This is a genomic window from Pseudomonas sp. CFBP 13602 (assembly GCF_014842725.1).
GTDB classification, from domain to species: Bacteria; Pseudomonadota; Gammaproteobacteria; order Pseudomonadales; family Pseudomonadaceae; genus Aquipseudomonas; species Aquipseudomonas baltica.
Genome location: NZ_JACYVT010000002.1, coordinates 489565 through 510834, shown reverse-complemented (window position 1 = coordinate 510834; position 21270 = coordinate 489565). Strand labels below are relative to the sequence as shown.

At 64.1% G+C, this 21270-nt stretch carries 17 protein-coding genes; 4 read left to right on the top strand and 13 right to left on the bottom strand.

The window, feature by feature from the left end; all coding sequences use genetic code 11:
• Window positions 1-136 precede the first annotated feature (136 nt).
• From IFU31_RS05465 to IFU31_RS05445, 5 genes are all read right to left on the bottom strand, one after another.
• Window positions 137-838: an ABC transporter ATP-binding protein gene (locus IFU31_RS05465; protein WP_192102466.1), complete on the bottom strand. Its 702-nt coding sequence runs from the start codon at window positions 836-838 to the stop codon at window positions 137-139.
• The gene (gene livG, locus IFU31_RS05460; RefSeq protein WP_192102465.1) at window positions 839-1606 is read right to left on the bottom strand and encodes a high-affinity branched-chain amino acid ABC transporter ATP-binding protein LivG; all 768 of its coding nucleotides are present in this window, start codon (window positions 1604-1606) and stop codon (window positions 839-841) included.
• Complete coding sequence (locus IFU31_RS05455; protein ID WP_122476445.1) at window positions 1603-2856, bottom strand: high-affinity branched-chain amino acid ABC transporter permease LivM; 1254 nt, start codon at window positions 2854-2856, stop codon at window positions 1603-1605. Before IFU31_RS05455 ends, livG begins: the two co-directional genes overlap by 4 nt.
• Window positions 2853-3776 (bottom strand): high-affinity branched-chain amino acid ABC transporter permease LivH, encoded by a 924-nt coding sequence (gene livH / locus IFU31_RS05450; RefSeq protein WP_122476443.1) that lies wholly within the window; start codon window positions 3774-3776, stop codon window positions 2853-2855. The genes IFU31_RS05455 and livH overlap by 4 nt, the downstream gene beginning before the upstream one ends.
• A gap of 209 nt (window positions 3777-3985) precedes the next feature.
• Entirely contained in the window at window positions 3986-5101 is a 1116-nt protein-coding gene (locus IFU31_RS05445; RefSeq protein WP_122476442.1) for a branched-chain amino acid ABC transporter substrate-binding protein, read from the bottom strand.
• Between the two features lie 369 nt (window positions 5102-5470).
• On the opposite strand from IFU31_RS05445, the gene IFU31_RS05440 reads away from it, so the two are divergent.
• The gene (locus IFU31_RS05440) at window positions 5471-5776 is read left to right on the top strand and encodes a DUF2288 domain-containing protein (RefSeq protein WP_122476440.1); all 306 of its coding nucleotides are present in this window, start codon (window positions 5471-5473) and stop codon (window positions 5774-5776) included.
• Between the two features lie 177 nt (window positions 5777-5953).
• Here IFU31_RS05440 and rapA read toward each other — a convergent pair whose 3' ends face one another.
• Window positions 5954-8800 (bottom strand): RNA polymerase-associated protein RapA, encoded by a 2847-nt coding sequence (gene rapA, locus IFU31_RS05435; protein ID WP_192102464.1) that lies wholly within the window; start codon window positions 8798-8800, stop codon window positions 5954-5956.
• Between the two features lie 201 nt (window positions 8801-9001).
• Here rapA and apbC point away from each other — a divergent pair, with 201 nt between their 5' ends.
• Entirely contained in the window at window positions 9002-10096 is a 1095-nt protein-coding gene (gene apbC / locus IFU31_RS05430; protein ID WP_122476437.1) for an iron-sulfur cluster carrier protein ApbC, read from the top strand.
• Window positions 10097-10224: 128 nt separating this feature from the next.
• Here the strand turns inward: apbC and IFU31_RS05425 are convergent, their stop codons facing one another.
• Window positions 10225-10434, bottom strand: a complete 210-nt coding sequence (locus IFU31_RS05425) for a cold-shock protein (RefSeq protein ID WP_049862192.1) — start codon at window positions 10432-10434, stop codon at window positions 10225-10227.
• A 324-nt stretch (window positions 10435-10758) separates the two neighbouring features.
• On the opposite strand from IFU31_RS05425, the gene dcd reads away from it, so the two are divergent.
• Both dcd and IFU31_RS05415 read left to right on the top strand, forming a co-directional pair.
• Window positions 10759-11325: a dCTP deaminase gene (gene dcd, locus IFU31_RS05420; RefSeq protein ID WP_043185284.1), complete on the top strand. Its 567-nt coding sequence runs from the start codon at window positions 10759-10761 to the stop codon at window positions 11323-11325.
• 125 nt (window positions 11326-11450) lie between these two features.
• Complete coding sequence (locus IFU31_RS05415; RefSeq protein ID WP_122476433.1) at window positions 11451-11654, top strand: hypothetical protein; 204 nt, start codon at window positions 11451-11453, stop codon at window positions 11652-11654.
• 3 nt (window positions 11655-11657) lie between these two features.
• Here the strand turns inward: IFU31_RS05415 and pdeM are convergent, their stop codons facing one another.
• The 6 genes from pdeM to mnmC form a co-directional block, all read right to left on the bottom strand.
• Window positions 11658-12314, bottom strand: a complete 657-nt coding sequence (pdeM, locus tag IFU31_RS05410) for a ligase-associated DNA damage response endonuclease PdeM (protein ID WP_192102463.1) — start codon at window positions 12312-12314, stop codon at window positions 11658-11660.
• On the bottom strand, window positions 12311-14782 hold the full coding sequence (locus IFU31_RS05405) for a ligase-associated DNA damage response DEXH box helicase (RefSeq protein ID WP_192102462.1): 2472 nt from the start codon (window positions 14780-14782) through the stop codon (window positions 12311-12313). Before IFU31_RS05405 ends, pdeM begins: the two co-directional genes overlap by 4 nt.
• An 86-nt stretch (window positions 14783-14868) precedes the next feature.
• Window positions 14869-15933: a lipocalin-like domain-containing protein gene (locus tag IFU31_RS05400; protein ID WP_342345281.1), complete on the bottom strand. Its 1065-nt coding sequence runs from the start codon at window positions 15931-15933 to the stop codon at window positions 14869-14871.
• A 4-nt stretch (window positions 15934-15937) separates the two neighbouring features.
• Complete coding sequence (locus IFU31_RS05395; protein WP_192102460.1) at window positions 15938-18409, bottom strand: FtsX-like permease family protein; 2472 nt, start codon at window positions 18407-18409, stop codon at window positions 15938-15940.
• Window position 18410: 1 nt separating this feature from the next.
• Window positions 18411-19079 carry an ABC transporter ATP-binding protein gene (locus tag IFU31_RS05390; RefSeq protein ID WP_185794559.1) on the bottom strand — a complete coding sequence of 223 codons (669 nt, stop codon included), beginning with the start codon at window positions 19077-19079 and terminating at the stop codon, window positions 18411-18413.
• A gap of 90 nt (window positions 19080-19169) precedes the next feature.
• Complete coding sequence (mnmC, locus tag IFU31_RS05385; protein WP_192102459.1) at window positions 19170-21143, bottom strand: bifunctional tRNA (5-methylaminomethyl-2-thiouridine)(34)-methyltransferase MnmD/FAD-dependent 5-carboxymethylaminomethyl-2-thiouridine(34) oxidoreductase MnmC; 1974 nt, start codon at window positions 21141-21143, stop codon at window positions 19170-19172.
• Window positions 21144-21270 lie beyond the last annotated feature (127 nt).

Sequence of the window (21270 nt, the reverse complement as noted above, 5' to 3'; positions counted from 1 at the left end):
CCGCCTCACGGTCTGCCGTAGGAGCGGTCCGCGGCCGCGAAGGACTTACCGCGGTCTGTCAGTCGAGCCGCGGTGATGCCTTCGCGGCCGCGGACCGCTCCTACAGGTAGCGGGGCGCACAAGCCTGGCGGCGCACTCAACCGCCCAGGTAGGCCTCGCGCACCTTGGGGTCGGTGAGCAGGGTTTCGCCGCTGCCTTGCATGACCACCCGGCCGTTTTCCAGCACGTAGGCACGGTCGGCGATCTTCAGGGCCTGGTTGGCGTTCTGCTCGACCAGGAACACCGTGACCCCATCACGGCGCAACTGCTCGATGATGTCGAAGATCTGCTGGATGATGATCGGTGCCAGCCCCAGGGAGGGTTCATCGAGCAACAGCAGCTTGGGCTTGCTCATCAGCGCGCGGCCGATGGCGAGCATCTGCTGTTCACCGCCCGACATGGTGCCCCCGCGCTGGCTGAAGCGTTCCTTGAGCCGCGGGAACAAGGTCAGGACCTTGTCCATCTGCTCCTCGTAGTCGCCCTTGTCGGTGAAGAACCCGCCCATGGCCAGGTTTTCCTCGACAGTCAGGCGCGCGAACACCCGGCGACCTTCGGGCACCACGGCAATGCTCTTGCGCATGATTTCCGCTGACTCCTTGCCCACCAGCTCCTCGCCCATGTAGCGAATGCTCCCCGAGTGCGCCCGAGGCGCGCCGCACAGGGTCATCAGCAGGGTTGACTTGCCCGCGCCGTTGGCCCCGATCAGGGTGACGATCTCGCCCTGGCGAACCTCCACATTGACCCCGTGCAGCGCCTGGATCTTGCCGTAGAAGGTAGAAACGTTTTCGAACTGCAGCATTTACGCTTCCCCCAGGTAGGCTTTGATGACGTCAGGATTGTCGCGGATCTGCTCCGGCGTACCATCGGCCAGGGGCGTGCCCTGGTTGATCACGACGATGTGGTCGGAAATGCTCATGACCAGTTTCATGTCGTGCTCGATCAGCAGCACGGTTGCGTTGTGCTCTTCACGCAGCACCCCGATCAGCGCCTTGAGGTCGTCGGTTTCGCGCGGGTTGAGGCCGGCCGCCGGTTCGTCGAGCATCAGCATGCGCGGCCGGGTCATCATGCAGCGGGCAATCTCCAGGCGGCGCTGCTGCCCGTAGGCGAGCGTCCCCGCGGTGCGATTGGCGAACTCCTTGAGGTTGACCTTTTCCAGCCAGTACTCGGCGTACTCCATGGCATCCCTTTCGCTCTTGCGAAAGTTGGGCGTCTTGAACAGGCCGGCGAAAAAATTGGTGTTCAAGTGCCGATGCTGGGCGATCAGCAGGTTTTCCAGTGCGGTCATTTCCTTGAACAGCCGCACGTTCTGGAAGGTGCGCACCACGCCCTTGCGAGCGATCTGATGGCCGGGCAGTCCCTGGATCGGCTGGCCATCGAGCAGGATGGTCCCGCCGCTGGGCTTGTAGAAGCCGGTCAGGCAGTTGAACACCGTGGTCTTGCCGGCGCCGTTGGGGCCGATCAGGGCCACCACCTGCTTTTCCTTCACGCTCAGGGCCACGCCGTTGACCGCCAGCAGGCCGCCGAAGCGCATGCTCAGGTTGGTGACTTGCAGAATGTTCTGGCTCATTTGCGCAGCTCCAGGTGGGGACGCTGCATCGGAAGCAAGCCTTGCGGACGCCAGATCATCATCAGCACCATCAGGGCGCCGAACATCAACATGCGGTAGTCACTGAACTCACGCATCAATTCAGGCAGCAGGATCATCACGATGGCGGCAAGGATCACCCCCAGTTGCGAGCCCATGCCCCCCAGCACAACGATGGCAAGAATGATCGCCGACTCGATGAAGGTGAACGATTCCGGGGTGACCAGGCCTTGCCGTGCCGCGAAGAAACTGCCGGCGAAGCCTGCGAATGCCGCACCCAAAGTGAACGCGGAGAGCTTGATCACGGTCGGGTTGAGGCCCAGCGCGCGGCAGGCGATCTCGTCCTCGCGCAGCGCTTCCCAGGCTCGTCCGATGGGCATGCGCAGCAAGCGGTTGATGACGAACAGCGCCGCCAGGGCCATCAGCAGGGCGATCAGGTAGAGAAAGATGACCTTGCCGATCGGGCTGTATTCCAGGCCGAAGAATTGGTAGAAGGTCTGGCTGCCTTCGGCGGCGCGGCGCTCGAACGAGAGGCCGAAGAACGTCGGCTTCTCGATGTTGCTGATGCCGTTCGGGCCGCCGGTGATGTCGGTGAGGTTGCGCAGGAATATCCGGATGATTTCCCCGAAACCCAAGGTCACGATGGCCAGGTAATCACCACGCAGGCGCAGCACCGGGAAGCCCAGGAGGAAACCGAAGGTTGCCGCCAGCAGACCGGCCAGTGGCAGGCACTCCCAGAAGCTCAGGCCGAAATAATGCGAGAGCAGGGCATAGCCGTAGGCGCCGACTGCATAGAAACCCACGTAACCCAGGTCGAGCAGGCCAGCCAGGCCGACCACGATGTTCAGGCCGAGGCCGAGCATGACGTAGATCAGGATCAGGGTTGCGATGTCGACCGCGCCACGCGAACCGAAGAACGGCCAGATGAACGCCAGCACCACCAGGGCCAGGATGAACCAGCGCTGAGTGCTGGGCAGGGTGAGGAAGTTCGAGGCCTTGGCCGGTATCAGCGGCCTGCTCGAATCGCGGCGCAGGCCACCGATGCGCTCGGCGAACAGCACCCGCAGGAACATCAGCAGCGAACAGCCGGCAATGGTCAGCAGGGTGCCGGTGCTGGCGTTCTGCACAACCAGGGTAACGCCGGAGAAGGCCAGTTTCAGGCCCAGTACCGGATAGGCCACGGCCCACACCAGTGCCGCGCTGAACAGCGCGGATCTAAGAGACTTGCTCATACTTTCTCAACCTCCGGACGGCCCAGGATGCCGGTCGGACGGAATAATAGAACCAGGACCAGCAGGCCGAACGACACGACGTCCTTGTACTGGTCACCAAAGATATCCGCGCCGAACGCTTCGGCTACGCCCAGCACCAGGCCGCCCAGCATGGCGCCTGGAATGCTGCCGATACCGCCCAGCACCGCTGCGGTGAAGGCCTTGAGCCCGACCAGGAAGCCGGCGCTGGGGTTGATCACGCCATATTGCATGCTCAACAGCACGGCCGCGACTGCGGCCAGTGCCGCGCCTATCACGAAGGTGAGGGCGATGATCGCGTTGGTGTTGATGCCCAGCAGGTTGGCCATTTTCATGTCCTCGGCGCAGGCGCGGCAGGCGCGACCCATGCGTGAGCGGGAAATGAACAGCGTCAGGCCGTACATCGCGCCCAGCGTGACCAGGAATACCAGAATCTGCATGTAGGAAATCTGTACTTCCTCGGCACCACCGGGGCCGAAGGTCAGGCTGCCGGGGAGCAGATTGGGAATGGCGAAGTTGCCGGAGCCCTGGGACAGCTGCACCGAATTCTGCAGGAAGATCGACATGCCGATCGCCGAGATCAACGGGATCAACCGGTTGCTGTTGCGCAGCGGTCGATAGGCGACACGTTCGATGCTGTAGCCATAGGCACTGGTGACCAGGATGGCGGCGGCGAAGCCGGCGATCATCAGTACCGGAAGACTGTGGATGCCCAGCATGGCCAGGCCAGCCAGAACGATGAAGGTGACATACGAACCGATCATGTACACCTCGCCATGGGCGAAGTTGATCATGCCGATGATGCCGTACACCATCGTGTAGCCGATGGCGATCAATGCATAGGTGCTGCCGATGGTCAGGCCATTCACCAACTGCTGCATGTAATGGAATAATTCAGGCATTTACCGCGCTCCTAAAAACCTGTTCGCATTTCTCCGGCCATGTCCCGAGCGCTCTCCTTGGCGCAGTGTTGCCGGGCAGGGCAGGTGAACCGCTGGTTACGGTTTCAAGATTTTCAGGGGGCCGGCCGGTGGTTCGCACCGGCCGTACCCGTCACTCGTAAAACAAAGCCCACTGCAATGCAGTGGGCTTTGTGGGGGTGTCGCCGGGCTTACTGGGCGGCTTCGGTCTTGGGTTTGCCGAAATGCCACTCGTAGACCACGAACTGGAAGTTCTTCAGGTCGCCCTTGGCGTCATAGCTCAGATCGCCCATGGGCGTCTTGAAGGTACCGGCGTGGATGGCCTCGGCCACTTTGTCGGTGTCTTCGCTCTTGGCGGCGGTGATGCCGTCGGCAATCACTTGCACGGCCGAGTACGACGGGTAAACGAACGGACCGCTCGGGTCTTGCTTCTTGTCCTGGAATGCCTTGGTCAGCGCGATGTTTTCAGGATCCTTGTCGAAAGACTTGGGCAAGGTGACCAGCAGGCCTTCGGAGGCTTCGCCTGCGATCTGCGAGATGGAATCGTTGCCCACGCCTTCAGGGCCCATGAACTTGGCGTTCAGGCCTTTCTCCTTGGACTGGCGCAGGATCTGGCCCAGCTCGGGGTGGTAGCCGCCGTAGTAGACGAAGTCGACGTTTGCCTGCTTGAGCTTGGCGATCAGCGATGAAAAATCCTTGTCGCCGGCGTTGATGCCTTCGAACACGGCGACTTTCACGCCCTTGCCTTCAAGCGTGGTCTTGACCGCCGTGGCAATACCTTCGCCGTACTGCTGCTTGTCGTGGACGACGGCAACGATCTTGGGTTTGACCACATCGGCGATGTAGTTGCCGGCGGCAGGGCCCTGGGCGCTGTCCAGGCCGATGGTACGGAATACCAGCTTCTTGCCCTTGGCGGTAATGTCGGGGCTGGTGGCCGCCGGGGTCACCATGATGATGCCTTCGTCTTCGTAGACATCGGATGCCGGCTGGGCGGAACTGGAGCACAGGTGACCAACGACGAACTTGACGCCGTCATTGACCACCTTGTTGGCCACCGCAACGGCCTGCTTGGGATCGCAGGCGTCGTCGTATTCGACGGCTACGAGCTGCTTGCCGTCAACGCCGCCCTTGGCGTTGATCTGCTCGATAGCCATCTTCGCGCCGTTGAACTGCATGACGCCGTATTCGGCAACCGGGCCGGTCTTGGGCCCGGCGATGCCGATCTTGATGGTGTCGGCTGCCATCGAGTGGCTGGCGACGCCGGCCAGAACCAGAGCGGCAAACAGTTTGGAAATCTGCTTATTCATTAGTGCTCCATTTTTGCGTTGTAGTTTTTATAGTCCTGGCCGAACAGGCGGCGGACCGAATCTTGGCCACACTCACCGCTTTACCCCCTCGGCGAGCCATGGCAGACGACATCCGAATCTGCACCCGACAACTGTACCGGTACAGTGTAGAGCGCCGGTTTGCCGGTTGGAAAGCTGGCGTTTGCAGCGAAAGCGATCGGTTGTCGCTAAATCGACATAAAGTTATAGATTCAAGTACATGCTGGCGTCCGGCCAGACAAATAAAGCCGGTTTGTCGGGGCAAAACTCGAACCTATATATTGCAACCGGGTTTTTCCAGACAACTCGGACCGCTATCATGGCGCCGATTTTTTCCTGACGGTGAAACCCATGACTGAAGACGCTAGCACCCTCTATGCCAAATTGCTTGGCGAGACCGCAATTATCGAATGGCAGGCATTGCAGCCCTTCTTTGCCAAGGGTGCCCTGTTGTGGGTCGAGCCTGGCCTGGATTTGATCACCGTAGGGCAGGCGTTGGCCGAAGACAAGCACGCTGAGGTCGCCCAATGGCTGGCCGATGGAAAGGTCGAGAAGCTGTCTGCGCCGCGGGCCTTGGATTTTTGCGAACGCGATCCGGTGCTCTGGGCGGTGGTGGTGTCACCGTGGGTGGTGATCCAGGAAAGGGCAGGGGAATAATGCATGCACCACAGCGGTGCGTGGTCGAGGTCAAACGCGCCGGTCTTCGCAACTGCTGATCGTGGTCATCGGCAACCAACCGCGTGCCAGCGAACGCTGGCGACACGGCCAGTAACAGTCAGGGTGATTCCGTAACGCCCTCCCGCGCAGGCTCACGCCCGCGCGGGAAGGCAGCGGTCAGCCGGCTACCAGCACGCGAATGGCTTCCAGGCGCAGGGCAGCCTTGTCGAGCATGGCCAGGCCGTCTTCACGCTGTTTGCGCAGGGCAACCAGTTCGCTGTCCCGCACGGTCGGATTGACCGCCTGCAACGCCGTCAAGCGTGCCAGTTCCTCTTCCGTTTCGGCAGCCAGGCGGTGCTGCGCCTGTGCGACGCGTTCGGCATGCCGCGGCGCGATCTTGCTTTCGCCGGCGGTGATGCGCGGTGCGAGCACATCGCGCTGCGCCTGGATGAACTTGTTGGCGCTGGCCTTGGGGACGCTTTCGAGCTGATCGTTGAGGGTTTCGAACGACACTCGCGATGCCAGGTCGTTGCCATTGGTGTCGAGCAGGCAGCGCAGCGCCGCAGGCGGCAAGTAGCGGCCCAGCTGCAGCGAGCGCGGCGCGACCACTTCGCTGACGTAAAGCAGTTCCAGCAGCACGGTGCCTGGCTTGAGCGCCTTGTTCTTGATCAGCGCCACGGCAGTGTTGCCCATCGACCCCGCCAGTACCAGGTCCATGCCGCCCTGCACCATGGGGTGCTCCCAGGTGATGAACTGCATGTCCTCGCGCGACAACGCCTGCTCGCGGTCGTAGGTGATGGTCACGCCTTCGTCGTCGCCGAGCGGAAAGCTGGCATCGAGCATCTTCTCGCTGGGGCGCAGGATCAACGCGTTGTCGGAATGGTCTTCGCTGTCGATGCCGAAGGCATCGAAGAGGGTTTCCATGTAGATCGGCAGGGCGAATTGATCGTCCTGCTCTTCGATGGCAGCCACCAGAGCCTGGCCTTCGCCGTCGCCGCCGGAGTTGAGCTCCAGCAGTCGGTCGCGCCCGGTGTGCAGCTCGCTTTCCAGCGACTCACGGCGGCTGCGCGCCTCGTCGATCAGCGCTTGCCACTCACCGTCGTCGGCGTTTTCCAGCATCGGCAGCAGGCGCGGACCGAACTGGTGCTGCAACGCGTTACCCGTAGGACAGGTGTTGAGAAAGGCATTGAGCGCGCTGTGGTACCACTGGAACAGGCGTTCCTGCGGGCTGTTTTCCAGGTACGGCACATGCAGCTCGATGATGTGTTTCTGGCCGATTCGGTCGAGGCGGCCGATGCGCTGCTCGAGCAGGTCGGGGTGCGCAGGCAGGTCGAACAGCACCAGATGGTGGGCGAACTGGAAGTTGCGGCCCTCGCTGCCGATTTCCGAACAGATCAGCACCTGCGCGCCGAATTCTTCATCAGCGAAATAGGCCGCTGCGCGGTCCCGCTCCAGAATGCTCATTCCTTCGTGGAACACCGTGGCCAGGGTGCCGGAGCGCACGCGCAGGGCGTCTTCCAGGTCCATCGCGGTTTCGGCGTGAGCGCAGATGACCAGCACCTTGGTGCGCTTGAGCATCTTGAGCGTGTCGATCAGCCATTCCACCCGCGGATCGAAGCGCCACCAGCGTTCGGCGTCGCTGTCCTCGGCCTGAGCCTGGAAGCCGACTTCCGGGTACAACTCGGCGTGTTCGCCCAGCGGCAGCTCCAGGTAGGCGTCCGGGCACGGCAGTGGGTAGGGGTGCAGCTTGCGTTCGGGGAAGCCCTGCACGGCGGCGCGGGTGTTGCGGAACAATACGCGCCCGGTGCCGTGGCGATCGAGCAGTTCACGGATCAGGCGCGGGCCGGCTTCCTCGTCGCCGGCATTGACCGACGCGACCAGGGTGTCGCCATCGGCGCCAAGCAGGCCGTGGATGGTCTGTTGCGCGGTGCTCGACAAGCTGCCCTTGTCGAGCAGTTCCTGCACGGCTTCGGCGACCGGACGATAGTTTTCGCTTTCGGCACGAAAGGCCGCCAGGTCATGGAAACGGTTCGGATCGAGCAGGCGCAGGCGTGCGAAGTGGCTGTCCTGGCCCAGTTGCTCCGGGGTGGCGGTGAGCAGCAGAACGCCGGGGATGACTTCGGCCAGTTGCTCGACCAGCGAGTACTGCGGGCTGGCCTTTTCCTCGTGCCAGACCAGGTGATGGGCCTCGTCGACCACCAGCAGGTCCCAGCCGGCGGCGAACAACGCATCCTGGGCCTTTTCATCTTCGGTCAGCCATTCCAGCGAGACCAGCGCCAGTTGCGCGTCCTCGAAGGGGTTGCTGGCATCGCTTTCGATGAAGCGCTCGGCATCGAACAGGGCCACCTGCAGGTTGAAGCGCCGGCGCATTTCCACCAGCCATTGGTGCTGCAGGTTTTCCGGGACCAGGATCAGCACGCGGCTGGCTCGCCCGGACAGCAGCTGGCGATGAATCACCAGGCCGGCTTCGATGGTCTTGCCCAGGCCCACTTCGTCGGCCAGCAATACGCGCGGGGCGATGCGGTCGGCGACTTCGCGGGCAATGTGCAGCTGGTGCGCGATGGGTTGCGCACGCACGCCGCCCAGGCCCCAGAGCGAGGACTGCAACTGCTTGCTGGTGTGTTCCAGGGTGTTGTAGCGCAGCGAAAACCACGGCAGCGGGTCGATCTGGCCGGCGAACAGGCGGTCGCTGGCCAGGCGGAACTGGATGAAATTGGACAGCTGGGTTTCAGGCAGTGTGCGTTGCTCGTTCTGCGCATTGAGGCCGTGGTAGACCAGCAGGCCGTCGGCATCGTCGACCTCGCGGACGGTCAGTTTCCAGCCTTCGAAGTGGGTGATCACATCGCCTGGAGAAAAGCGCACGCGCGTCAACGGAGCATTGCGCAATGCGTACTGGCGGGTTTCGCCGGTGGCCGGGTAGAGCACGGTGAGCAAGCGACCGTCCTGGGCCAGGACGGTGCCCAGGCCGAGTTCCGCTTCGCTGTCGCTGATCCAGCGTTGCCCCGGTTGATACTGCTGCGCCATGCTGCCTGTCTCCCGCTTTTGAAAAGGCGCTGATTCTAACGGATTGGGGGGCGCAGGGCCAAAGGTATGCTGAATAATCTGGGCGCCGCGCGCCGATGCCGCAGACCGGCCCCGGCGGGCGCGCAAATCCAATCTGCCGGTGTCCGGGCAGACGCGTTAGGATAGCCGCCTGTTTTGCTCAGTCTTTGATCGGGAGTAGCCATGAGCACCGTGAATCGCGCAGCGGTGGAAGCCGTCCTTCGCCAGTACACCGACCCCTATATGAACCAGGACCCGGTCAGTGCCGGGTGCGTGCAGGCCATCGATATCGATGGCGCGCAGGTGCAGGTGCGCTTGCAGCTGGGGTATGCCGCCGGCCTGTTCAAGAATGGCTGGGCCCAGGTACTGCAGACGGCCATTGAAAACCTGGACGGGGTCGACCGCGCTCGCGTGCAGATCGATTGCGTGGTGCAGGCGCACAAGGCGCAGGCGCAGATTCCCGGGCTGGCCAACGTCAAGAACGTGGTGGCCGTGGCATCGGGCAAGGGTGGAGTCGGCAAGTCGACCACGGCCGCCAACCTGGCCCTGGCCCTGGCCCGCGAAGGCGCCCGGGTGGGCATTCTCGATGCCGACATCTATGGCCCCAGCCAAGGCGTGATGTTCGGCATCGCCGAGGGCACTCGGCCCAAGGTCAAGGACCAGAAATGGTTCGTGCCCATCCAGGCGCATGGCGTGGAGGTGATGTCGATGGCCTTCCTCACCGACGACAACACCCCGATGGTCTGGCGTGGTCCGATGGTGTCGGGCGCGCTGTTGCAATTGGTCACCCAGACTGCCTGGGACGACCTCGACTACCTGGTCATCGACATGCCGCCGGGTACTGGCGACATTCAGCTGACCCTGGCGCAGAAGGTGCCGGTGGCGGGTGCGGTGATCGTCACCACGCCTCAGGACCTGGCGCTGCTGGACGCCCGCAAGGGTGTCGAGATGTTCCGCAAGGTGCACATTCCCGTGCTCGGTGTGGTCGAGAACATGGCCGTGCACATCTGCTCCAACTGCGGTCATGCCGAACATCTCTTCGGCGAAGGCGGCGGCGAGAAGCTGGCATCGCAATACGGCGTGGAGCTGCTGGCGTCGCTGCCATTGTCGATGCTGATTCGCGAACAGGCCGACGGTGGCAAACCGACGGCGGCGGCCGAGCCGGAGAGCCAGATCGCCATGGTCTACCAGGAGCTGGCGCGGCATGTCGGTGCGCGGATCGTGTTGCAGGAAGCCAGCGCGCAGGCAATGCCCAGCATTACCGTCAGCGACGACTGAGCTGCCCAGCCCAGTGAGTGACGGCGCGCCTGGCGCCCGCCGTCACCTGTAGCTGAAAAGATCAAACTGCGGGCATAAAAAAACCCCGCCGGTGAGGGCGGGGTTCTTCAGAAGCTGTTCAGCTCAAGTTATACGACTTGAACTTCTTCAGCTTGCATGCCTTTCTGACCGCGGGTAGCGATGAAAGAGACCTGCTGGCCTTCTTTCAGGCTTTTGAAGCCGTCAGCCTGAATGGCTTTGAAGTGTACGAACAGGTCGTCACCGGATTGTGGAGTGATGAAGCCGAAGCCTTTTTCATCGTTGAACCACTTGACGGTACCGGTTTGGCGATTGGACATGGTGTATCTCCTTGAACAAAGTTAACTGCGGTTCGGGAAAAGCCCTGGCCGAGACTGAGTGCAAAGAGCAGGAAAATTCATGAAGATGTTGGACATCGGGTAGAGATTCTCAGTGACACAAGCAACACAGTGGCGCCACCTTAACCCTTTTTCAGGAACGTGCCAATGGTCTTTGCAGGGTTTCTTGCAAATAGTGCTCGGCGGCCATGCGCAGCCTGGTGGCAGGTTCGCCGCGCCATGGGCGAGGCAGTCTTTGAACCGCAGCGCGAGGCCCGGTAAGATGCGCTTCGGACTTTATTCACCTCGTTATTCAGGACACCCGCCATGAGCATCAAATCGGACAAGTGGATTCGCCGCATGGCGCAGGAACACGGCATGATCGAACCCTACGTCGAACGCCAGGTGCGCGGCGAGGGCGCAGATCGGGTGATTTCTTTCGGGGTGTCCAGCTACGGCTACGACGTGCGCTGCGCCGATGAATTCAAGGTGTTCACCAACATCAACTCGGCCACGGTAGATCCGAAGAACTTCGACGAAAAAAGCTTCGTCGATATCAAGAGCGACGTCTGCATCATTCCACCCAACTCCTTTGCCCTGGCCCGCACGGTCGAGTACTTCCGCATTCCACGCAACGTGCTGACCATCTGCCTGGGCAAGAGCACCTACGCGCGCTGCGGCATCATCGTCAACGTCACCCCGCTGGAGCCGGAATGGGAAGGGCATGTGACCCTGGAGTTCTCCAATACCACCACGCTGCCGGCCAAGATCTATGCGAACGAAGGGGTGGCGCAGATGCTGTTCCTGGAGTCCGACGAAGAATGCGAGGTGTCCTACAAGGATCGTGGCGGGAAATATCAGGGCCAGCGCGGCGTGACCCTGCCACGCACCTGATTCCGGCAGACAGGTGGGCAGACAGGTGAAAGCCATCGAGGCGAACTAGTTATCATTTTACTACTCCATATGAGTGACTTGCCCGGTTTACCCACCGTATTCCGGGCCATTGCTCAGGAGTGTCTATGAAAATCGACCCGACTATCAGTGCTCAACTGGCTCAGCTGCAGCCCAACCAGATTGGCCTACTCGCCTGGTCGCTTCTGGCCGATTCCTACGGCCATATGGCTGGCGGCGTACCTGGCCAACCCGATCCTGATACCCCGCAACCACCGGAGCCAGGCAGCCCGACCATTCCGGACGAGCCGCCCCCCGCGCCGGTGGTCTGACGCTCAAGCGACCCGCCAGACGCCGCCGTCGCCGACCACGTACACACGCTGGTCGGCGGCGCTGTCCATGTTGTATCCCCCCGTGAAAGCGCCGAATGCCGGCAGCAGGCTGACCTTGCCTCTGAGCAGGTAGCACGGCAGGCGCAGGCTTTGGCGGCCACGTCCGTGCAGCCGATAGACCGGGTGAATGTGTCCAGCCAGGACATGCAGCTCTGGGTGTGGATCGGGTTCGTGCTGCAATGCGAACGGGCCCATTTCCAGAGGCTCGGTAACCACTTCGAAACGCAGTTCCGCCGGTGGGTCGCCCGCGCGTTTGTCATGATTGCCTCGAATCAGCGTGATGCGTAAATCTGCGACATCCGTTCGCCACGCTGCCAAGGCATCCAGCGTTCCGGCCGAATGCGATCCCGGTGCATGAAGAAAATCGCCGAGGAATATCAGGTGTTTGGTGGGATACTTCTCCAGGATTCGGTCAATCACTTGAAGGTTGCTGGCTGTGGTGCCATGAGGCACCGGCTGGCCCAGCTTGCGGTAGGCCGCTGCCTTGCCGAAGTGCGCATCGGCTATCAACAGGGCCTTGTGCTCGGGCCAGTAGACCGCTTTCTCGGCCAGCAGCCATAGCTCGGCGCCTGCCAGTTGTACGTTGCAATACTCACTCATCCTGCGGCTTTCTCCAGGTCGCCGACCATGCGACGTATGCGGTCGGCGAGCTTCTCCGAACTCAGGCTTTCACGGAAACGCTCGACCAGCAGCGGAAAGCCCAGCGGCGTCGGACGCTTGACCGCGTGCATATCCAGACGCCGACTGGCGATCTGTTGCAGTACATGCTCCAGCCGCTGCACTTCCAGCTCCTGCTTCAAGACTTCTTCCTGCGCCTGGGTCAGCAGCAGGTTGCCGGAGTCGTATTGCTTGAATACCTGAAAGAACAGGCCGCTGGAAGCCTGAACCTGGCGGGTGCTTTTCTGCGAGCCAGGGTAACCGCCGAACACCAGGCCGGAGATCCGCGCAATCTCGCGAAAGCGCCGCAGCGCCAGTTCGCCAGCGTTCAGGCTGGCCAGTACATCGCTCAACAGGTTGTGCGCGCTGAGCAGTGCAGGGTCCAGTTGGGCGGCCCAGTCCACCTCGGTGGCACTGAGCAGTTCCAGCCCATAGTCGTTCACCGCGATGGAGAATGTCAGGGGCTGGCGCTGCGCCAGGCGCCAGGCCAGCAGGCTGCCCAGTCCCAGATGCACCTGGCGACCGCCGAAGGGGTAGATGAACAGGTGCCAGCCTTCGCGCGACTTCAGCGTTTCCGCCAGTAACGTGGTTTCGCTAGGTAGCGCCGACCACTGTTGCTGTACTTCCAGCAGCGGGCGCACGGCACGCATCTCGGGGCTGTCGTACTCACCGCGGGCGGCGGCGCCCAGCTTCGCCACCAGGGCGTCGGCCAGCTCGCCGGACAGCGGCATGCGCCCGCCATTCCAGCGCGGCACGGCGGCTTTCTTGGCGGTGCTGCGCTTGACGTAGGCGGTCATGTCCTCGACCCGCACCAGCTCCAGTTGGCGCCCGGCGAACAGAAAGCCGTCACCCGGTTTGAGACGGGCGATGAACCCCTCTTCGACACTGCCCAGCGAGCGACCGCCACCGCCCTTGCTCCAGTACTTCAACTGCAGGCTGGCATCGCTGACGATGGTGCCGATGCCCATGCGATGACGACGCGCCAGGCGTGCGTCGGGGACGCGCCACAGGCCATGCTCGTCAGGCTCGACTCGACGGTAATCGGGGTAGGCAGTGAGGGAGTGGCCGCCATAGCGCACGAACGCCAGGGCCCACTGCCATTCATCCTCGGTCAGGTTGCGGTAAGCCCAGGTGGTACGCACTTCGACCAGCAATGCGTCGGGCAGGAAACCGCCGCCCAGCGCCATGCTCACCAGGTGCTGGACCAACACATCCAATGGCTTGTCGGGTGACACGCGTGGCTCGATGCGTCGCTGCGCGACGGCATCGTGGGCCGCCGCAGCTTCGACCAGCTCCATGCTGTGGGTCGGCACCAGGGTGACCCGCGATGCCCGACCCGGTGCATGGCCGGAGCGACCGGCACGCTGCATCAAGCGCGCGATACCCTTCGCCGAGCCGATTTGGAGCACCCGTTCCACCGGCAGGAAGTCCACCCCCAAATCCAGGCTCGACGTACACACCACCGCCTTGAGCTGGCCTTGCTTGAGGGCCCGTTCGACCCACTCGCGCACTTCCCGCGACAGCGAACTGTGATGCAGGGCGATGATGCCCGCCCAGTCCGGGCGCGCATCAAGGATGGCCTGGAACCAGATTTCGGACTGTGCACGGGTGTTGGTGAATATCAGGCAACTGTTGCTGCTTTCGACCTCCGCGACTACCTGGTCGAGCATGCGCAGACCCATGTGCCCACCCCAGGGAAATCGTTCGATGGCCGCCGGCAACAGCGTGTCGACCTCGATCGTCTTGGCCTGCGCGCCTTGTACGCTGACACTCGGCTGGCCGGGTAGCAGCACTTCCTGTGCATGCGCCTGGTTACCCAGGGTGGCGGAGATGCCCCAGACGATGAGCTGCGGGTTCCACTGCCGCAATCGCGCCAATGCCAGCTGCAACTGCACGCCGCGTTTGTTGCCGATCAGTTCGTGCCACTCATCGACGACGACCATGGCGACGCTGCTCAACTCCTCGCAAGCCTTGTCGCGGGCCAGCAGCAGCGTCAGGCTTTCAGGCGTGGTTACCAGCGCCGAGGGCAGGCGGCGCGTTTGCTTGGCGCGATCACTGCTGCTGGTGTCGCCAGTGCGCAGGCCCAGGCTCCAGCCGATCTGCAACTCATCCACCGGTACCTGCAGGGCGCGCAGGGTATCGGCGGCCAGCGCGCGCATGGGCGTGACCCATAGCACGGTCAGCGGCGCCATGACCGGCTTGCGCTTGCCCTTGGGAATGACGGGCCCGGCCTTGGCGAAGCGTTGCAGGGCGGCGAACCAGACGGCGTAGGTCTTGCCCGCGCCAGTGCTCGCGTGGAGCATGCCCGATTCGCCGCGTTTGACGGCGGCCCAGACGTCCTTCTGGAACGCGAAGGGCTTCCATTGACGGCTGGCGAACCAGTGTTTGGCAAAAGCGCTGGAGGTCGGCATGCCGTGACGGAGCGTCCTTAGGTATTTCTAAAAGGACCGCTGCGACCGAAGTTGGTTTGATATTTGTACAAAAACCCGTGCGTGTATCAGTATCCGGTCATTTCCAGATAGCCTTCGCCAGCATGGCTGCCCGCCAGGGTCACCGGGCCTTCCCAGTAGGGCGTGCCCACCGCCATCCAGGCTTTCGGGTTCAACGCGGTGGTTTGCACATGCAGGCCGTGGCTGGGGATGTCGATGGCCCAGCGCGTGGGTACCTGCCGACCGGCCACGCGGGTGTCCTGCAACGGGCGCAGGGTGATGCTGCCCGGGGCCAGCGGTGTGCTGCGTCCCTGGGCGTCGATCCAGTTACCGCTGAGAAAGTCTTGCCCGCCGGCGCCGCGCAGGCGAAACACCATCAACTGCTGGCCGTCGTCCAGGTGCAGCGAAAACCAGTCCCAGCCGGACTGATCGGCTGCCAGTGGCTGGCTGCTCCATTCCCGGTCAAGCCACGCGCGGCCCTTGACCTTATAGCGCTTGCCGTCGATCTGCAGCTGGCCGGCTGCGCTGAAGAACGGCTGGCTGTAATAATACGAGGCCTGTCCCGCATCGGACTTGCGGCTATAGCCTTGCTCGCCCTGCAGTAACAGAGGGCGCTCGCTGGTCAGGGCCAGTTGGTAGGCAAACCGTTCGCCAGTGGCCTGTACCGCCATTGCGGCGAGCGTGTGCTCGACGCCAGGCTGGCTGCGCAGGTGCCAGTCATCGATCCAGGCGTTGAACGGCATGATGCTCACACCGGCCTGGCCGATGCCTCCGCGGGCCAGGGTCTGTGCGCTGTAGTGGTCCGTTGCGGAAGTGAGTCCGGCGTGGCCGATCCACAGGTTGCGGTTACCCCAGCCCGGTTCGGTGCTGCCTGGTGCCAGGGCGCTGCGGAACAGGGTCCACTGCACGCCGAAGCGTTGCCCCTGGTCGTCTTCGAGGTTGGCGGTCAGGTACCACCACTCGATGCGGAAGTCGGGGTGAGCGCCATGGTCGGCGGGAAACTGGAAGACCTTGCCGGGGGTGACCTGGGCGAAGTCACCGGCCTGGCCGCCAAGCCCGGCAAAACCGGCAGGGGGTGGGGTTGGCTCGCAGCCGCTGGCTGCCAGCAGCAGGGCCAGCACCAGGATTCGGATCAACTTAACGCTCACTGGCCATCACTCGCAGCAGGTCGGTGGGTTGGCTGCGTTGCAGGCGCAGCATGGGCCAGGCCGAGGCCAGCATCGCTGCAATCAGCGCCAGGCCGCACAGCTGCAAGATCTGCCATGGGAACACCTGCAGGGGCAGGCGCCAGCCGAACGCCTGCACGTTGATCACCGCCACCAGGCACCATGCCAGCAGAATCCCCAGCGGGACCGCCAGCACCAGGGTCAGCAGAGCCAGGATCAAGGTCTGCGCCACACTGAGCAGGATCAGTTGGCGCCGTTGCACGCCCATTGCCCACAGCGGCGCGAGCTGACCCAGGCGACTCTGGCTCTGGGTCAGCAGGCCGATGAACAGGGCCACGCCGGCCACCCCCAGGGTCAGTGCATTCAGGGCAGCCGTGGCACTAAACGTGCGTTCGAAAACCTGCGAGGCCCAGCGCTTGAGTTGCCGTTGTTCCACCACATGGCTGTCGTCCAGGCCAAACGCTTGCTGCACTCGGCTTTTCAGGGCAGCGGTGTCGGCCTCGGCCATGCGCAGGGCAAAACGGGCAGGTGGGGTCCCGGGCCAGTGTTGCTGGAACTGCGCGGCGCTGACCAGAATATGGCCCTTGGGGTTGCCGTAGTCGGCATAGATGCCCACCACGGTCGGGTTCCAGCGCCCTTGGGCGGCGGGCAATGCAAGGCGCGCCCCGATGCCTACGCCCAGGCGCCGCGCCAGTTGCTCGCTGAGCATCAGGCTGTCACTGGAAAACAAGGTGTCCCATGGATTGCCGGCGGCCTGTTCGAGCAGCGGCCAATGCTCGCGGTACAGCGGCGCGTCGATCACGGCAGTCAGTTCGGTTGGCCAGCCTTGTTGACGAATCTGCATCTCCCAGCCGGGCAGCACCTGCTCGATCCCGTTCTGGCCTTGCAACCATCGTTGCAGCGCCTGGGCCTGCTCGGCGTGCTGTGGCCGCAGGTACAACTCGGCGCTCAAGCGCTGTTCCAGCCAGCCATTGAAGGTCTGTCGAAACCCCTCGGTCATGCTTGCAGCGCCGATGTTGGCGGCCAGTGCCAGCAGCAATGCCATGAGGGCCAGGCTCAGTCCCGGCAATTGCTGGCGGCAGTCGGCCAGGAACCACTGGCCCAGCACGCCCCAGCGGCGCCGGGCGAGCAGGGCGAGGACGCTGCTGAGCAGCACCGGCAAGGCCAACGCTGCCGCCAGCAACAGGCTGCCCATCAGCGCAAAGCCCGTGGCCAGACCGTTGCCCCATACTGCCAACAGCAGGGCCAGCACGGCTGCACAGGCCGCCACCACGCCTTGTCGCTGCAGCCATTGGCGGTGGGCCTGATGCCAGGCTTCGCCACCGGACAATGCCAGCAGTGGCAGGCGTGCAGCACGCCAGAGACTGTCGCCGCCGGCCAGCAACACGCCGCCCAGGCTCAGTGCCAGGCCGCCCAGCCACCAGGCCGGGCTCAGGTTCAGCTGCCCGGCGACTTCTGCGCCGTACAGGCCACGCAGGCTGGCCGCCACATCGGGCAGCAGCAGACTGGCCAGCCAGTAGCCGCTGACGATACCGGCCAGGCCGCCGAGCAGCGCCAGCAGGCCCAGCTCCAAGGCCAGGGCCAGCACCAGCAGGGCGGCACTCACGCCGCAGGCACGCAAGGTGCGCAGCAAGGCACGACGCTGTTCCAGTGCCAGGCCAATGGCAGCGTGGACGATGAACAGGCCGACCACGAACGCCAGCAGGCCCAGCGCGGTCAGGTTCAGGTGAAAGCTGTCGGTCAGCCGCGCGAGGTCGCCGTCGGCATCGCTGCGGTTGATTTGCAGACGATCGGTGTAGGCGTCGGGCAGAACGCCTTCGAACGTTCGTGGCAGCAGCAGGCGGGTCAGTCGTTCAGGCGTCTGCAGCACCGTCTGGGCCGCGCCGATATCCATCAGCAGCACACCGGGTGCCATCTGTGCCCGGGCCTGCAGGGGAGGAAGGGTTGCGCCAGTGCCGGCGGGCAACCGTGCACCTTCCTCCACGCCAAGCTCGCGCAAGGTCTGCGGCGCCACCCAGGTACGGCCGGGTGCGCCGATGAACGCGCTCAGGTCATCGCTGCTCGGCACCTCGCCGGCCACGGGGCTGCCTGCTGGCAGAGTCAACGGCTCGATACCCATCACTTGCAGGCGCAGTTGCGGATGCGAGGGGAGGGTGATCCGGCCCTCGAGCACCGGAGAGACTGGCCAGCCCTGCAGGCGCAGTGCGATGAAGGTCGATTGCGCAAGGTCGGCGCCGTCACGGGCAACGATGCTGGCCTGGGCTTGACCACCGACCATCTGGCTGGCCAGGGCATAGCTCTGTCGTGCCTGGCTGTTCAAGGCGAGTACGCCGGTGAACAACGCGGTGGCCAGCCACAGGCCAGTGATCAGCGCCACGCCCTGTACCGGATGCCGGCGCCAATGGCTGAGCAGGCTGCGCAGGGTCCAGTACAGCACCGCCACGTCAGCGATCCGTCCCGGCAACGATGCGACCGGCCTGCAGCACCACGCGTCGCTCCAGGCGGGCTGCCACCAGCGGGCTGTGAGTGACCATCAGTAGCGTGCTGCCACTGGCCCGCAGCAACTCGAGCATCAAGTCCAGCGCGTGCTCGCTGGTGGCTTCGTCGAGGTTGCCGGTAGGTTCGTCGGCCAGCAGCAGGGGCGGCCGCGAGGCCAATGCGCGGCCCAGGGCCACGCGCTGTTGTTGCCCGCCGGACAGTTGCTCCGGATACCGCTGCAGGAGTGCCGACAAGCCCAGGCGTTCAGCCAGTTCGCGCTGCCAGGCTGGGTCCAGGCGGCCGGCCAGGCGGGCCTGAAAGGCCAGGTTGTCGGCCACGCTGAGACTGCTGATCAGGTTGAACTGCTGGAAGATCAAGCCGATGTCGCAGCGCCGCCAGCGCGCCAGCTGGCGCTCGTTCATCTGTGTGAGCACCTGCCCGGCCGCTTCGATACGACCGCTGTCGGCCATGTCCAGCCCCGCGACCAGATGCAAAAGGGTGCTCTTGCCACTGCCCGATTCACCCATCAGCGCCAGGCTGGCGCCACGCTCCAGTTGCAGGTCGATGCCCTGCAGCACCGGCAGTGGGCCTTGCGGTGTGGCGTAGGTCTTGTGCAGACCCTGGATATGCAACATGGGCAGGTTCTTCATGACGGTGATGCTGCGGCCCTCGGGCCGCGGCAACGGCGAGGGGCTGTGACTGTGAGTCCGGCCCCCCATGCAGGTTCAAGCTTTGTTGCGTATCAGCCGCCGCAGCGCGAAGCGATTCGGATGGCAGGCCCAGGCCACTTCCCGAGGCAGCGGCAGCGGTTCGTCGTCCAGCCAGGCGGCAATCAGTTCACCCGACAGCGGCGCGGTGATCAGCCCGCGCGAGCCATGGCCGCTGTTGACGTACAGCCCCGGCAGCCAGGGGCAGGGCTGTTCAGGCACCTGGCGGGCATCCTTGGCCAGGATCGCAAAGCGCTCGGCGAATGCCTGCGCGTCGGCGACCGGCCCGATGATCGGCAGGTAGTCCGGGCTGGTGCAGCGAAATCCGGCCCGGCCCTGCAAGCGTTCGGCGGGCAGCAGCGCAGCGCCCAGACGCACGGCAAGGTCAGGGGAAATCGCCTCGAGCAGGGCCAGGTTGTCGAGGTTGTCCGCGTGGCTGGGCGTGAGGTCTTCACTGTGGAAGTCGAAACTGGCGCCCAGCGTGTGTTCGCCCGAGCGGGCGGGTGCGATGTAGCCCTCGGCGCAGACCACCGTCGACAGCGCAGCACTGCGCGGTGTCTCCGACAGGCGAGTGATTTGCCCGCGGATGCGCTTGAGTGGCAGGGCGCAGGTCTGGGCGAAGGCATTGGCCTGGGCGGCGCACGCCAGCACGGCTACTGGGGCGCAGGCCAGAAGGGTGTCGTCGGCGAACGCGTGCCATTGGCCGTCGAGGTGGCGCAGGTCTGCCACGTGGTGATGGCGCAGCAGGGTGATGCGTGGGTGACGCGCCAGGTGCTGGCACAGGGCAGGCGGGTGGACCCAGCCACCGTCGGGATAGAACAGGCCGCCGCTGGGCAAGTCGACGCCTGCCTGCGCCTGGGCCGCTGAACGGTCCAGCAGGTGCAGCAGTTCGGGTTGGAATGCGTCGGCCAGTTGCCCCTGGCGCTGCGCTTCCTTGTCGTCGAAGGCCAGCTGCAGAACGCCACAGGCGTCCCAGTCGCGACCGCGCTGCAGTTGCGCAAGCAGCCTGCGCGTGTGGCCGAAGCCCGCCAGAATCAACTGCGAAAGGGCCGTACCGTGGGCCGAAAGTTTCAGGTACAGCACGCCCTGCGGATTTCCCGAGGCTTCCCGAGCCACTTCGGCATGACGCTCGAGCAGCGACACCCGCCAACCGCGCGCGGCCAGGCTGGCAGCGGTGGCGCATCCTGCCAGGCCGGCACCGATGACCAGCGCGTGGCGTTCGCCGGTTACCGGCTCGGGGCGGGCGAACCAGGGCCTGACGGCGGGTGTTGCCACGGCGGCGTCGGCCACGAATACGCCTCTGGATACATGCCATTTGTTGCCGATGCCCGGCACTCGTTTCATCTTGAAGCCGACGGCCGCCAGGCCACGACGAACCCAGCCGGTGCTGGTGAACGTGGCCAGCGTTGCGCCGGGCGCCGCCAGCCGCGCCAGTTCGGCGAACAGCTGGGGTGTCCACATGGCCGGGTTGCACGCCGGAGCGAAACCATCCAGGAACCAGGCATCGACCTTCCCGTCCAGGCACGGCAGCTGTTCCAGCGCATCGCCTATGAGCAACGTCAAGGTCACCCGGCCGCCGTCGAACACCAGGCGCTGGAAGCCTTCATGCACCGCCACGTACTGCGCCAGCAACGCCTCGCTGCAGGCCGAAAGCTCTGGCCACAGCGCCAGGGCACGGGTCAGGTCCGCAGCGCTCAGCGGGTACTTTTCCACGCTGATGAAGTGCAGGCGCGCAGTCGGTGCAGCCGAGGCGGCGAAGCACTGCCACGCACAGAGAAAATTCAGCCCGGTGCCGAAGCCGGTTTCGCCGATCACCAGGCGTTCGCCGTCGGCGAGGGCGGCGAAGCGTTCTGCCAAGCGATTCTGCTCGATGAACACATGGCGGCTTTCGGCCAGGCCGTCGGCGGCGAAATAGACGTCGCCGAAGGCGCGCGATCGAGGATGACCGGTGTCGGTCCAGTCCAGCTGGGCGAGGATGCTCGGGGTTTTCATGACGGCTTCGGCAATAGGCGAGCAGGCATTGTAGCGCGCAGGCTCTGCTTCGCCAGCGCCAGGCCGCTGCGACGGCTGCGACGGCTGCGCAGCGGCGGCCACTGCGGTCTGCAGGTGGTTATTAATG

Excerpts from the sequence above, each read along its gene's own strand:
- IFU31_RS05465 (WP_192102466.1), bottom strand. The coding sequence starts at position 838 with ATGCTGCAGTTCGAAAACGTTTCTACCTTCTACGGCAAGATCCAGGCG.
- livG (WP_192102465.1), bottom strand. The coding sequence starts at position 1,606 with ATGAGCCAGAACATTCTGCAAGTCACCAACCTGAGCATGCGCTTCGGC.
- IFU31_RS05455 (WP_122476445.1), bottom strand. The coding sequence starts at position 2,856 with ATGAGCAAGTCTCTTAGATCCGCGCTGTTCAGCGCGGCACTGGTGTGG.
- livH (WP_122476443.1), bottom strand. The coding sequence starts at position 3,776 with ATGCCTGAATTATTCCATTACATGCAGCAGTTGGTGAATGGCCTGACC.
- IFU31_RS05445 (WP_122476442.1), bottom strand. The coding sequence starts at position 5,101 with ATGAATAAGCAGATTTCCAAACTGTTTGCCGCTCTGGTTCTGGCCGGC.
- IFU31_RS05440 (WP_122476440.1), top strand. The coding sequence starts at position 5,471 with ATGACTGAAGACGCTAGCACCCTCTATGCCAAATTGCTTGGCGAGACC.
- rapA (WP_192102464.1), bottom strand. The coding sequence starts at position 8,800 with ATGGCGCAGCAGTATCAACCGGGGCAACGCTGGATCAGCGACAGCGAA.
- apbC (WP_122476437.1), top strand. The coding sequence starts at position 9,002 with ATGAGCACCGTGAATCGCGCAGCGGTGGAAGCCGTCCTTCGCCAGTAC.
- IFU31_RS05425 (WP_049862192.1), bottom strand. The coding sequence starts at position 10,434 with ATGTCCAATCGCCAAACCGGTACCGTCAAGTGGTTCAACGATGAAAAA.
- dcd (WP_043185284.1), top strand. The coding sequence starts at position 10,759 with ATGAGCATCAAATCGGACAAGTGGATTCGCCGCATGGCGCAGGAACAC.
- IFU31_RS05415 (WP_122476433.1), top strand. The coding sequence starts at position 11,451 with ATGAAAATCGACCCGACTATCAGTGCTCAACTGGCTCAGCTGCAGCCC.
- pdeM (WP_192102463.1), bottom strand. The coding sequence starts at position 12,314 with ATGAGTGAGTATTGCAACGTACAACTGGCAGGCGCCGAGCTATGGCTG.
- IFU31_RS05405 (WP_192102462.1), bottom strand. The coding sequence starts at position 14,782 with ATGCCGACCTCCAGCGCTTTTGCCAAACACTGGTTCGCCAGCCGTCAA.
- IFU31_RS05390 (WP_185794559.1), bottom strand. The coding sequence starts at position 19,079 with ATGTTGCATATCCAGGGTCTGCACAAGACCTACGCCACACCGCAAGGC.
- mnmC (WP_192102459.1), bottom strand. The coding sequence starts at position 21,143 with ATGAAAACCCCGAGCATCCTCGCCCAGCTGGACTGGACCGACACCGGT.